The sequence below is a fragment of the Kocuria sp. TGY1127_2 genome, assembly GCF_013394385.1.
Taxonomy (GTDB): domain Bacteria; phylum Actinomycetota; class Actinomycetes; order Actinomycetales; family Micrococcaceae; genus Rothia.
In genome coordinates this window covers 2,756,292-2,768,795 of the sequence record NZ_AP022834.1, presented here as the reverse complement: position 1 = coordinate 2,768,795, position 12,504 = coordinate 2,756,292, and the positions used below count along the sequence as shown (strand labels likewise).

At 61.8% G+C, this 12,504-nt stretch carries 10 protein-coding genes; 8 read left to right on the top strand and 2 right to left on the bottom strand.

Annotation, left to right across the window (positions count from 1 at the left end; genetic code table 11):
- Position 1 precedes the first annotated feature (1 nt).
- Positions 2 to 898 (bottom strand): SDR family NAD(P)-dependent oxidoreductase, encoded by an 897-nt coding sequence (locus tag sake_RS12335; RefSeq protein WP_371811987.1) that lies wholly within the window; start codon positions 896 to 898, stop codon positions 2 to 4.
- Between the two features lie 119 nt (positions 899 to 1,017).
- Between sake_RS12335 and sake_RS12330 the strand changes: the two genes are divergently transcribed.
- The 4 genes from sake_RS12330 to sake_RS12315 all read left to right on the top strand — a co-directional run bounded on the left by sake_RS12330 (position 1,018) and on the right by sake_RS12315 (position 6,210).
- Complete coding sequence (locus tag sake_RS12330; protein WP_238147670.1) at positions 1,018 to 1,542, top strand: MarR family winged helix-turn-helix transcriptional regulator; 525 nt, start codon at positions 1,018 to 1,020, stop codon at positions 1,540 to 1,542.
- A gap of 230 nt (positions 1,543 to 1,772) precedes the next feature.
- A complete protein-coding gene (locus tag sake_RS12325; protein ID WP_129360223.1) occupies positions 1,773 to 2,813 on the top strand; it encodes an agmatine/peptidylarginine deiminase in 1,041 nt (346 codons plus the stop codon).
- Positions 2,810 to 4,534, top strand: coding sequence for an amidase (locus sake_RS12320; RefSeq protein WP_178946166.1), 1,725 nt, complete (start codon positions 2,810 to 2,812; stop codon positions 4,532 to 4,534). The genes sake_RS12325 and sake_RS12320 overlap by 4 nt, the downstream gene beginning before the upstream one ends.
- A 44-nt stretch (positions 4,535 to 4,578) precedes the next feature.
- Positions 4,579 to 6,210 carry an APC family permease gene (locus sake_RS12315; RefSeq protein ID WP_238147671.1) on the top strand — a complete coding sequence of 544 codons (1,632 nt, stop codon included), beginning with the start codon at positions 4,579 to 4,581 and terminating at the stop codon, positions 6,208 to 6,210.
- 28 nt (positions 6,211 to 6,238) lie between these two features.
- Here the strand turns inward: sake_RS12315 and sake_RS12310 are convergent, their stop codons facing one another.
- Positions 6,239 to 6,946 carry a TetR/AcrR family transcriptional regulator gene (locus tag sake_RS12310; protein ID WP_238147691.1) on the bottom strand — a complete coding sequence of 236 codons (708 nt, stop codon included), beginning with the start codon at positions 6,944 to 6,946 and terminating at the stop codon, positions 6,239 to 6,241.
- A 142-nt stretch (positions 6,947 to 7,088) separates the two neighbouring features.
- Here sake_RS12310 and sake_RS12305 point away from each other — a divergent pair, with 142 nt between their 5' ends.
- From sake_RS12305 to sake_RS12290, 4 genes are all read left to right on the top strand, one after another.
- Positions 7,089 to 8,540, top strand: coding sequence for an NAD(P)/FAD-dependent oxidoreductase (locus sake_RS12305; protein ID WP_178946165.1), 1,452 nt, complete (start codon positions 7,089 to 7,091; stop codon positions 8,538 to 8,540).
- On the top strand, positions 8,537 to 9,460 hold the full coding sequence (locus sake_RS12300) for a universal stress protein (protein ID WP_129360227.1): 924 nt from the start codon (positions 8,537 to 8,539) through the stop codon (positions 9,458 to 9,460). The genes sake_RS12305 and sake_RS12300 overlap by 4 nt, the downstream gene beginning before the upstream one ends.
- Positions 9,461 to 9,539: 79 nt before the next feature.
- On the top strand, positions 9,540 to 11,015 hold the full coding sequence (locus sake_RS12295) for an NAD-dependent succinate-semialdehyde dehydrogenase (protein WP_178946164.1): 1,476 nt from the start codon (positions 9,540 to 9,542) through the stop codon (positions 11,013 to 11,015).
- A 54-nt stretch (positions 11,016 to 11,069) separates the two neighbouring features.
- On the top strand, positions 11,070 to 12,500 hold the full coding sequence (locus sake_RS12290; RefSeq protein WP_178946163.1) for a gamma-aminobutyraldehyde dehydrogenase: 1,431 nt from the start codon (positions 11,070 to 11,072) through the stop codon (positions 12,498 to 12,500).
- Positions 12,501 to 12,504 lie beyond the last annotated feature (4 nt).

Here is a 12,504-nt window from a genome sequence, read left to right as displayed (position 1 = left end):
ATCAGCTCTCCTCGGGCCGGAGCTCTTCGGGCAGGGGCAGAAACTCTTCGCCGACGGGTTGGCGGTGCGCACTCACTAGTGCCGGAAGGTCCCTGGCCAGATCGTCGTAACTCCAGCCGCCGTCGTGGTATTCGGTGGCCTCGGGCAGCGGGTGCGTCCACACTTGCAACCGGTCACCGCCGATGCCTAGCACCTGGCCGGTCTCGCCCAGATCGCCGCCGACGAGGTACGCGACCAGACCCGCGACGTCCTCCGCGGTGCCGAACCCTAGGTCATGGCGGAAGAACGCGGGCATAGGGCTCTGCCGGTCCTCGGCCTCGATGGCTTTACGGAAATAGGGGACGGTGCGGGTCATGGCGGTCGAGGCCACAGGTATTGCGGCATTGATCTGCACGCCGGCTTTCTTCATTTCCAGGGCCCAGGTGCGGACCATACCGACAATTCCTGCTTTGGCGGCGGCATAATTCGTTTGGCCGAAGTTGCCGCGCTGACCGGTTGGAGAGCCGATGCAGACGATGGAACCTTGAACGTCGTTTTCCTTGAAGTGGCGGTAGGCCTCTCGAACGCAGGTGAACGTTCCGCGCAGGTGAACTTGAATCACCGAGTCGAAGTCGTCGTCGCTCATTTTGAGGACTGACTTGTCCCGGAGTATCCCGGCGTTGGTCACGAGCCCGTCCAGACGGCCGAAGGCCTTGAGCGACGCAGAGACCAACAGCGTGGCGGCGTCGGTAGTGCCCACCGGTACGGCACACGCGACGGCTTTGCCGCCCTCTTCCCGGATGCGGGAAACAGCAGAATCCGCAACGATCTGGTCGACGTCGTTGACGACCACGCTGGCGCCCTGGCGCGCGATCTCACGAGCGTAGGCCAAACCCAGCCCGGCTCCCGCGCCGGTCACGATGATGGCCTTGTCCTGCAACGTCATATCCACTCCTCATGTGATTTGGGTGACATCTGCAGCCACCTAAACGCAATTAGTTGAAAAAGTCAATCATTGGTTCGTTCTATGATGTCCTCATGAACAAGCGATGTGATGTGCAGCGGACGGTCGGCGATGCCCGAGATGAAGGGGGGATGCCCCTGGAATCCACCGAAATCGCGGGCGATGCAGTATTTCTGCTCGAGAAGCTGGGGGCGGTCGGCACCCTCGATGCGAATCGCGAGCTGAAAGATTTCGGCCTGAATGCGAGATCGTTCAGCGTTCTCAGCCTCGCTGGGGAGGATGAAGCGCCAACGCAGAAGGCGCTGGCGGAGATGCTCACGCTGGACCCCAGTCAGATCGTGTCTTTGGTTGACCGTTTGGAGAGCGAGGGACTGGTGGAGCGCATTCCCGACGGTCGAGACCGGCGCATTCGACGCATTCGGGCCACCGCGGAGGGGGATGAAGTGCGCAGGGTTGCGCGGGTGCAGGTCCTTCGTGCTCAGGAGCGGACTCTGGGCGAGTTGCGTGCCGAAGAGGTTCAGCAGCTGATCGGCCTACTGGGTAAGGCCCTGTTCGGCCGTGATCAGAGCGCCCTGAAGTCTGACGTCGATTCCGCCTGAGCGCCCGAGGCCTCGCTCGCTCATCGGGCCGGAGGTCCCATCTCGGCTCCTCGCTTTTGCGCGCTCGTCTTTTACGGCGTCGCTACATGATCGCCTTCACAGTATTCCAAATCACATGTACTCTTGCTGAGAACGTAAACGAACCATGTTCGTTAAATGGACTCACAAGATGCCTTCGCCGGCCGTCGATACATGTTGGGACGTAGCGCGAAGAGAAAAGAGAAGGACTCATGGCCTGGAACATGCCGGCCGAGACGGATCCGCACGAGCGGACCTGGATGGCCTTTCCCTGCGGTGGAGAAACGCTCGGTTCCTCGGAGACCCAACGGGAAGAAGGCTACGAAGCCTGGGCCGCGGTCGCTCGGACGATCGCCGAATTCGAGCCCGTGACGATGGTCGCTGATCCCTCCGAAACTCAGCGTGCTCGGCGGATGCTGGGGGCCAACATCGACATCGTCGAGGCGCCGGTGGACGAGTTCTGGATGCGTGACGTCGGACCGACTTTTGTCCGGGACGTCGAAGATCCGCAACGCCTCGGCGCGGTCGATTGGATTTTTAACGGCTGGGGTGCCAATGAGTGGGCTGAGTGGGAGAAATCCGCTGGTCTGGCCCGATTTGCAGCGGAAGTTGCAGGCGTCGAGCACGTCTCATCCGTTCTGGTCAATGAGGGCGGGGGAATTCACACTGACGGACAGGGAACTGTCCTCGCGACCGAAACCGTCCAACTCGACCCTCGCCGAAATCCTTACGCGGATCGGCAGCGTGTCGAGTCCGAACTCGCCCGGACCCTTGGCGCACGGAAAGTCATCTGGCTTCCTCGCGGACTGACGAGGGACTATGACGATTTTGGAACCAACGGCCACGTGGATATCGTTGCAGCCTTTGCGTCCCCTGGCACCGTGCTCGTGCACTCTCAGGAAAATCCGGAGCATCCGGATCACGCCGTCTCGCAGGAAATCCGCCGCTCGCTCGAAGGCCAGAGTGACGCCGAAGGACGCCCGCTGAACATCGTGAGTGTTCCCGCACCGAGCCGGATCAGCGACGATTTCGGGCCCGTGGACTGGAGCTACATCAACCATTACGTCGCCAATGGGGCCGTCATTGCGTGCTCCTTCGGGGACGATCGCGCCGATGGGCGCGCACGTGAAATCCTCTCCGAGGCCTATCCCGGAAGAGAAGTGGTTTCCGTCGAAGCGCGGCCGATCTTCGACCGCGGCGGAGGAATCCACTGCATCACCCAGCAGCAGCCCGCGGCGGGTGATCGTCCGTGACAAGAGTGGACGTCGTAGAAGCCAGCATTCGCGAACTACGAGCGGCCATGGAGATGGGGCAAACCACGTGCGAGCAGATTCTCGACGAATATCTCGCCCGCATCGATGCCTACGACTCCGGGGGACCCGGTCTCAATGCCGTCGTCGTGCGGAACCCGGAAGCCAGAGCGGAAGCCCAGGCCTCGGACCGACGCCGTGCTCGTGGAGAGACCCTGGGACCGCTCGACGGAATCATCTACACGGCCAAGGACAGCTATCTCGTCAAGGGCCTGACCGCCGCGGCCGGGAGCCCCGCCTTCGCCGATTTGGTCGCTCAGAAGGATGCCTTCACGATCGAGCGGCTCCGTGCTGCCGGGGCCATCTGCATCGGCCTGACCAATATGCCGCCCATGGCAAATGGGGGAATGCAGCGCGGCGTCTACGGTCGCGCCGAAAGTCCGTACAACGCCGGGTGGCTGACCTCGGCTTTCGGCTCGGGGTCCTCCAACGGCTCGGGGACCGCTACTGCGGCCAGTTTCGCGGCCTTCGGGCTAGGGGAGGAGACCTGGTCGAGCGGTCGGGCCCCAGCCTCGTGCAACGCTCTTTTCGCCTATACCCCTTCTCGCGGAGTCATCTCGGTGAGGGGCAATTGGCCGCTTGTGCCCACGATGGACGTCGTAGTTCCGCATACCCGTACCGCCGCGGATCTCGTCGAGGTTCTTGACGTCATCGTCGCGGACGATGCCGATTCCCGCGGCGACTTCTGGCGGTCCCAGGACTGGGTCGACATCCCCAAATCCTCGAGCGTGCGGCCGGAGTCGTACCTCCCTTTGGTCGCGCGGAACACGACCGAGGCGAAAGACCGCCTGAATGGCCTGACCCTGGGCGTTCCCCGGATGTACATCAATGCTGATCCCGAAGCAGGAATCGCTCGAGCGCCGGGAATCGGGGGCTCGACGGGCCGGCGGATCGAGACACGGGCGAGCGTTGTCGAACTGTGGCGGCAGGCAAAAGCAGACCTGGAGGAAGCCGGGGCGCGCGTCGTCGAGGTGGACTTCCCCGTGGTGAGCCGGTACGAGGGCGACCGCCCCGGAGCGCCCACGATTCGGACGCGTGGACTGGTCAAACCTGAGTACTTGGATCGGGAGATCCTGGACCTTTCCGCGTGGGCTTGGGACGACTTCCTCCGAGCCAACGGGGACGAAGGAATCTCCGAACTCGCGGCCGTCAATGGCGAGACGATCTTTCCCGCGCCCGAGGGTGCCCTGCCGGACAGATACGACGGATTCGACGACGACATCGCCGAATATCCCGCATTTATTCGCGAAAACCCCATTGATTCCTTCCGGGATATCCCCGAATTGGCGCAGGGGGTCGCGGGGCTCGAGGAAACGCGCCGAGTCGACCTGGAGAACTGGATGGAGGAGAGGGGCCTTGACGCCGTTCTGTTCCCCGCCATGGCCGATGTGGCCCCTGCTGATATGGACGTGGATCCAGATTCCGCGGACCTGGGCTGGCGCAATGGTGTGTGGGTCGCCAACGGGAACCTGGTCATGCGCCACCTGGGCATTCCGAGCGTCACCGTCCCTATGGGGACCATGCCGGATACCGGGATGCCCGTTGGTCTGACATTCGCTGGGCGCGCGTATTCGGACAACGATCTCCTAGGCATCGGTCTTGCCTTCGATGCGCTCGGCCCTCGCCGGACGGCGCCACCCCGAACGCCCCGACTTCAGGGATAACCGCTTCCTGGCGCGGAAGCGCTCCCATCCATCATTCGAATCCAATGACTCACCAGGAGGAACTCATGTCCTCGTCCTCACAGCGGAGAAAAGACCCCGGCCGTTCCGGTGTCACCATCCACACGTCCACGTCGCCGATCGTCCAGCGTTCGGACTCCGCCGTCACCATCGTCGGGGACGGCAAGAAAAAACAGGCGAAAGGTCTGAGTGCCGCCAGCATTGGCCTGGTGGGCGCGACCGTCATCGGCGTCTCCACGATCGCTCCCGCCTACACGCTCTCCGGTGCGCTGGGGCCCACCGTCTCGGTCGTGGGTTTTCACTTGCCGGCGATCTTCTTGCTCGGCTTCATCCCGATGCTCCTCGTGGCTCTCGGATACCGGGAGCTCAACTCCGCAATGCCCGACTCCGGAACCACATTCACTTGGGCTACCAAAGCTTTCGGCCCGTGGGTCGGGTGGATGGGTGGCTGGGGGCTCTTGGCCTCGACCGTGCTGGTGCTGTCCAATCTCGCGGGGATCGGCGTTGATTTCTTCTATCTGCTGTTGTCGCAGATTTTCCGCAACGATGCGATCGCCGACCTGACACGCAACGTCCCGCTCAACGTGGTGACGTGCCTGGTTTTCATGGCCGGTGCCTGTTTGATCTCTTACAGGGGAGTCGAGGAGACCAAGCGCTTCCAAATTTTTCTCGTGAGTTTTCAGCTGTTGATCCTGATCGGATTCTCGGTCGTCGCTATCGTTCACGTCGCCAACGGAACCGCATTTGACGGGCATATGCCCAGCATCGAATGGTTCAACCCATTCGGCGTGGACTCGTTCTCGGCATTCTCCGCGGGTGTCTCTCTATCGGTTTTCATCTATTGGGGTTGGGACACCGTCCTCACACTCAATGAGGAGACCGAGGGGTCGGACAAGACGCCGGGCAGGGCGGCCCTGCTCGTCATAGCTATCGTCGTCGTACTGTACCTGCTGGTCGCCTGCGCAACCCTCGCATATTCGGGCGTTGGGAACGGGGATTTGGGATTGACCAACGGGAACATCCAGGAGAATGTCTTCGCCGCCCTGGCAACCCCCGTTCTGGGGCCGCTCGGCATTCTCATGTCGATCGCGGTGCTCATGTCCTCCATCGCTTCGCTGCAGTCGACCATGGTTTCCCCGGCCCGCACTATGTTGTCCATGAGTTTCTATGGGGCGCTTCCCAAGGGGCTGTCCCGGATCCATCCGAAATTCCAGACACCCAGCACCGCAACCGTGACATCGACCGTTGTCGCGGCGGTTTTCTACGCGATCATGCGTTTCGTCTCCGAAGACGTCCTCTGGGATACGATTTCGGCTCTGGGCCTGATGGTGTGCTTCTACTACGGACTGACGGCGCTCGCGTGTGTGTGGTACTTCCGCCGGTCTTCCCTGCGGTCCCTGCGGACTTTCTGTACCCAGCTTCTGGGGCCGTTGTTAGGCGGGATCCTTCTGTTGATTTTCTTCGTGCGAACGACGATCGATTCTTTCGACCCGTCGTACGGTTCCGGCTCGTCGCTCTTCGGGATCGGTCTGGTCTTCTACTTGGGCGCCGGCATGATCGTGTTGGGCCTCGTCGTCATGTTCGCGCTCTCGCGTCTGATTCCGTCCTTCTTCCGCGGTGAGATCGAAGTCGCGCCCGGGGCGGTGGACCGTGCGTAATGGGCATTTGCCCTTGCGCCATTTTGACTCAGGCTGCTGCGAGATGAGTTCGCAGGCGTTGCTCCAAGCCGTCCAGGAGGCTCGGAAGCCCGAGGTCGAGTGCTTGCTCGGCGGCCATTGGGCCGCTGAGATGCTCTCTGTCCTTCTGCAAGCGGGCCATGAGCGCGAAATCCGGGCTGAGCTTTCCCGGGTTGAAGATGTCGGCGGGAGCCGCGGCGTCCAGGGCCGTGCCGAGGAGGAAAGATTCGAGGGTTTCGATGACCCTCAATATTTCGGCCTCGGGCCAGCCGGACTTGAGGAACGCCTGTGCGACGGCTTCGTACATCGCCAGCGTCTGGGGCGCCTCGGCCACCGGGGTCAGGGCGAGCGTCGCGACGACGTATGGCTGAGCCGCGAACGCTTCGAAATAGGACCGTGCCCAGGCCTCCGTGGCCGAGCGCCACTCCGAGGCTGCCTCGGCCCGATTTCCAGTACTGTCCGAGCGACGGCTGAGTTTTACCAGATCGGCGATGTCGATTCCGCGCACCACATCGTCCGAGATCTTGGCGAAGACCTCGTCGCGGGAGGCCACATGGTTGTACAGCGACGACACGGCGACTCCGAGCCGCTTGGCCAGCATGGTCATCGTGAAACTCTCCCCGTGGGACTCCAGAAGTTCCCGCGCGGCGTGCACGATGTTCTTCGAGGTCAGGATCGTCTGGGCAGGCCGGCCCGGCCTTCTCGTGGCTTTTTCCATCACGCAGACGACCTTACCCGCGCGCCGCTGCAACGCCCGGCAGGCACCTGATGTGCGGCACACTTCACAAATTTCATCTTCGTCGCTACCATAAACGAAACACATTCGTTTATTTCCTCCCCACCTCACGAAAGGTCTGAACATGAGTGCCAACCCTCATAATCCTCAGCAATCCGAGTGGTCCGTCCGCGAGTCCGACGTTGTCGTGATCGGTGCCGGCCCTTCCGGCTTGGCCGCCGCAACTGAACTGCGCAAGGCGGGCAAAAGCGTTACGGTGCTCGAGGCCCGCGAGCGCGTGGGAGGGCGCACGTGGTCGCAGGTCATCGACGGCGCGTTCCTCGAGATCGGCGGCCAGTGGATTTCCCCTGATCAGACCGTGCTCACCGAGTTGGTCGACGATCTAGGGCTCAAGACCTTTTCTCGGTACCGCGAGGGAGAGAACATCTACCGTTCGCCGAAGGGCACCGTGACCCGATACGCGGGAGAGATGTTCCCGGTCTCCGCGGAAACCGAGCGCGAGATGGAGCGTCTGATCGAGATTCTGGACGGCCTGGCCGCGGAGATCGGGCCGACCGAGCCGTGGGCTCACCCCAAGGCGCGTGAATTGGATACGATCTCCTTCCATCACTGGCTGCGCGAGCAGTCCTCGGACGAAGAAGCCTGCAACAACATTGGCCTGTTCATCGCGGGCGGCATGCTGACCAAGCCGTCTCACGCTTTCTCAGCGCTTCAGGCTGTCCTCATGGCTGCCTCTGCCGGGTCCTTCTCGCACCTCGTGGACGAGGACTTCATTCTCGACAAGCGGGTCCTCGGCGGAATGCAGTCCGTTTCTCTTGCCCTTGCCGAGCGGTTGGGCGACGACGTCATAACGGGTCATCCCGTGCGCGTCCTCCGGTGGCAGGAAGCGGACCCCGAGTACCCGGTTCTGGTTGAGGCGGAAAAGTTCTCGGAAGACGGCCAGGCCAGTGGCTCGGGCATCCTCGTGCGGGCGAAGCGGGCCATTGTTGCGGTTCCGCCGAACCTTTACAGCCGCATCTCCTACGTGCCGGCTTTGCCCCGACGCCAACATCAGCTGCACCAGCATCAGTCCCTGGGCCTGGTCATCAAGGTTCACGCGGTGTACGACACGCCTTTCTGGCGGGAAAAGGGTCTGTCCGGTACGGCGTTCGCCGCGGACTCATTGGTCCAGGAGATCTACGACAACACCAACTACGACCCCGAAACCGGCGAGGAAGAATCCCGCGGAACGCTCGTTGGCTTCGTCTCCGACGAGAATGCTGATCGCATGTTCGAGATCTCGGCGGAAGAGCGCAAGGAAGCCATCCTGACCGCGATGGCCGAATTGCTGGGTGAAGAGGCCAAGAACCCCGTGGTCTACTACGAGTCCGACTGGGGCGCCGAGGAATGGACCCGCGGAGCCTACGCGGCGAGCTATGACCTGGGTGGTCTCCACCGGTACGGCAAAGATCAGAGTGAGCCCGTGGGGCCGATCCACTGGTCCTGCTCGGATATTGCCGCCGAGGGGTATCAGCACGTGGACGGAGCAATTCGTATGGGTCTGAAGACAGCTGCGGATATTGTGGACTCACTATGAGATACATCGTTGGTTATTCCGCAAACCGCCGCGGTAGGGAAGCGCTGAACCTGGGCGTGGCACTGGGGCGCTCGATGGGTGCCGAACTTGACGTGGTTCTGGTCCTGAAAGCCGAGGATGCGTATGCCGGGGCACTGCGCGGTCCCGGCAATTACGCCGACCTCGTGAAGAATCAAGCCAAAGAGTGGCTCCAGGAGGCCGCGGAAATGGTTCCGGACGACGTTGTCGCCAGGTACCACATTCGCCGTTCAGTGAATGCCGCGACCGGTCTGATGGAAATGGCCGAGGTTGTCAATGCAGGTGCCATAGTCGTCGGGAGCTCGTCGAAGAGCTCTTGGCTGTGGCACGGCATTGGCTCCGTCGACAATGCGCTGCTGCACCGTGCCGCATTGCCGGTCATTATTGCTCCTCGTAATTACGAGAATTCCGCGTCGATCACCGCGATCGACTGTGCGGTGAGCCCCAAGTACGACTCGATCGGTTTGGTCGAGGAAGCCATTGCGACGCTCAATCGGACCGGAATCCCTGTGCGATTGGTGTGCATGGTGGACGGTTCTGCGGAAGACGACGAAGGCCGGGTGCAGGAAGCCGTTGAGGGGCTGGTTGCCGACTCCAGCGTCAGGCCGGATGAGCCTGAAAAGTTACGGGTCGTCGTTGGGCACGGTCGAGGAATATCGGAAGCCGTCGAATCTCTCGATTGGGAGCAGGGCGCGGTCCTCATGGCCGGATCCTCCAAGCTAGCCCAAAGGGGAGAGCTTTTTCTCTCCACCACTACGTCGAAGATCCTGTCGAAGCTGCCTATTCCCATCGTCGTGGTGCCGAGGGACTATCACCCCGGACGATACGGCTCCGAGGCCCAGCCCTGGACCGGTCAGCTCAAAGCGGTGAATCCCCAACAGCCCCGGAATGGCGGGAACTGAAGGGCATGAAACAAAAATTGAGTATTGGTTAACTACGGTAGACTTCGTGCCGTAGGACACGTGAAAGAGGTGTGATTCCATGGCCATCGATATTGATCAGCTATTGGCCCAAGTTCCCACAGGATTATTGATTGGTGGCCAGTGGCGCGATGCCTCTGACGGGTCCACATACGAGGTCGATAACCCCGCAACCGGCGAGACGATCGCGACCCTCGCGTCCGGTACGAGCGATGATGCCCGTACCGCAATGGACGCGGCGTGCGCGGTCCAAGCCAAATGGGCCGCGACTTCCGCACGTGAGCGCTCGAATATTCTCCGTCGTGCTTTTGACCTGGTTCAGGAGCGCAAGGAGGAGTTCGCGACTCTCATGACCCTGGAAATGGGCAAGCCATTGGCCGAGGCACGCGGTGAGGTCGCGTACGGCGGCGAATTCCTTCGGTGGTTCTCCGAGGAGGCCGTGCGCGATTACGGTCGGTATGCGCCAACTCCGGAAGGAAACCTTCGGATGCTGACCGTGCGCAAGCCGGTTGGACCCTGCTTGCTCATTACGCCGTGGAATTTCCCCTTGGCGATGGGCACGCGCAAGGTTGCCCCGGCCGTGGCCGCGGGCTGCACCATGGTGCTCAAGCCTGCCCGGCTAACCCCTTTGACGAGCCAATATTTCGCCAAAACCATGGTCGACGCGGGCCTTCCCGCTGGTGTCCTCAACGTGGTTTCCGGAGCCTCGGCGTCGGCGATCTCCAATCCGATCATGGAAGATCCGCGTTTGCGCAAGGTATCTTTCACCGGGTCCACCCCGGTCGGCAAGCAGCTGATGGTCAAAGCCGCGGACAATGTTCTGCGCACGTCCATGGAACTCGGGGGGAATGCCCCGTTCATCGTCTTCGAAGACGCCGACATCGACGATGCCGTCCAGGGCGCGATGGGCGCGAAGATGCGCAATATCGGGGAGGCCTGCACCGCGGCGAACCGGTTCATCGTCCATGAGTCCGTGGCCGAGGAATTCGGAAAGAAATTCGCCGAGAAAATCAGTGCCCTCAAGGTCGGAAACGGTCTGGAAGACGGAATCACTTGTGGCCCCCTCGTCGAGAAGAAGGCCCAGGAATCCGTGACGGCACTCGTGGAAGATGCGACCCAGCGCGGGGCCCGCATTCTGGTCGGTGGAAAACCCGGTGAGGGCGCGGGATACTTCTTTGAACCCACGGTCCTGGTGGATGTACCACGGGATGCCCGGGTCATCCAGGAAGAAATCTTCGGACCGGTGGCCCCGATCATTACCTTCTCCACGGAAGAGGAGGCATATGAGCTGGCCAACGACACCGAATACGGCCTCGCGTCTTACGTGTACACGCAGGATCCTTCGCGCATGTTCCGCGTTTCGGATCACCTCGAGTACGGGCTCATGGGCTTCAACGCAGGAGTCATCTCGAATGCTGCCGCACCGTTCGGCGGTGTCAAACAGTCCGGACTGGGCCGTGAAGGCGGGGCCGAAGGCATCGCCGAATACACGACGACCCAGTACATCGGCATCAAGGATCCTTACGCCGGTCGGTGACGGCGACGGAGCCTGATCCGATCCAGAAAGCTCACCCCATAAGAAGGAGTCGACATGGTCAACCGTCTTAAGAACTTCATCAACGGAGAATTCGTCGAGTCTTCCTCGACGGATGTGCTCGATATCATCAGCCCGGTCACGGGCGAAAAGGTCGCCGAATCGCCGATTTCCACGGCGGAAGAAATCGACGCAGCTTTCGCTGCCGCTTCGGAAGCGTTCAAGACCTTCAAGCGCACCACTCCGTCCGATCGCCAGAAGATGCTCCTGGACCTCGCCGATGCGATGGAGGCCAACGCCGACCGCCTTGCCGATGCGCAGTACCGCAACACCGGCCAGCCCCGTGATGCGATCAAGTCCGAGGAAATCATCGGTGGCGCGGACCAGTTCCGGTTCTTCGCCGGAGCGGCCCGTACGCTCGAGGGCAAAGGTGCCAGCGAGTACGTCGAGGACCACACCTCGTACATTCGGCGCGAACCGATCGGCGTCGTCGCGCAGGTGACCCCGTGGAATTACCCGCTGGACATGGCCGTGTGGAAACTCGGACCTGCCCTGGCCGCGGGCAACACCGTCGTGCTCAAGCCCTCGGACACCACCCCTGAGTCGACACTTGTCCTCGCGGAGCTGATCTCGGAGATTTTCCCCGCCGGGGTTGTGAACATCGTCTTGGGCGACGGCAAGGTCGGTGCCCAACTGGTCTCGCACAAGACCCCGCAACTCGTGGCCATCACGGGGTCCGTCCGCGCGGGACGTTCCGTCGCGGAGTCCGCAGCCAAGGATTTGAAACTGACTCACCTCGAGTTGGGCGGCAAGGCACCGGCCATCGTGTTTGCCGACGCCGACCTCGAGCGCACCGCGCAGATGCTGACCGAATTCGGATACTTCAACGCCGGTCAGGACTGCACCGCCGTCACGCGGGTTCTCGTCGAAGAATCTGCGGCCGAGGAATTCACTCAGCTCCTGGTCAAGGCAGCCAAGGCCACCAAGACCGGCTCCGAGAACGACGCCCAAAACTATTACGGTCCTTTGAACAACGTCAATCACTTCAACACGGTGATGGGCAAATTGCAGAATCTGCCCGACCACGCAACCGTCGAGTGCGGTGGTCGGCAGCTCGGCGACAAGGGGTTCTTCATCGAGCCGACCGTGATCTCGGGCGTGCACCAAGACGACCCGATCGTCCAGGAGGAAACTTTCGCTCCCGTCCTGACGGTGCAGACCTTCTCGAGCGAGGAGGAAGCCTTGGAGCTGGCCAACGACGTCGATTACGCTCTGGCCTCCTCGGTATGGACCAGCAATCACGGCACGGCGATGCGCGTTTCCCGGGACTTGGATTTCGGTTGCGTGTGGGTCAATACCCACGTAGTTCTCGCCGCAGAAATGCCGCACGGCGGTTTCAAGGATTCCGGTCACGGCAAGGATTTGTCCTTGTACGCGGTCGAAGAGTACACCCGTGTCAAGCACGTCATGCATGACATCAGCGCTTAATCAT

Bases quoted from the DNA above. Each gene is read 5' to 3' on its own strand.
- sake_RS12330 (WP_238147670.1), top strand. From the start codon at position 1,018: ATGAACAAGCGATGTGATGTGCAGCGGACGGTCGGCGATGCCCGAGAT.
- sake_RS12325 (WP_129360223.1), top strand. From the start codon at position 1,773: ATGGCCTGGAACATGCCGGCCGAGACGGATCCGCACGAGCGGACCTGG.
- sake_RS12315 (WP_238147671.1), top strand. From the start codon at position 4,579: ATGACTCACCAGGAGGAACTCATGTCCTCGTCCTCACAGCGGAGAAAA.
- sake_RS12310 (WP_238147691.1), bottom strand. From the start codon at position 6,946: ATGGAAAAAGCCACGAGAAGGCCGGGCCGGCCTGCCCAGACGATCCTG.
- sake_RS12305 (WP_178946165.1), top strand. From the start codon at position 7,089: ATGAGTGCCAACCCTCATAATCCTCAGCAATCCGAGTGGTCCGTCCGC.
- sake_RS12300 (WP_129360227.1), top strand. From the start codon at position 8,537: ATGAGATACATCGTTGGTTATTCCGCAAACCGCCGCGGTAGGGAAGCG.
- sake_RS12295 (WP_178946164.1), top strand. From the start codon at position 9,540: ATGGCCATCGATATTGATCAGCTATTGGCCCAAGTTCCCACAGGATTA.
- sake_RS12290 (WP_178946163.1), top strand. From the start codon at position 11,070: ATGGTCAACCGTCTTAAGAACTTCATCAACGGAGAATTCGTCGAGTCT.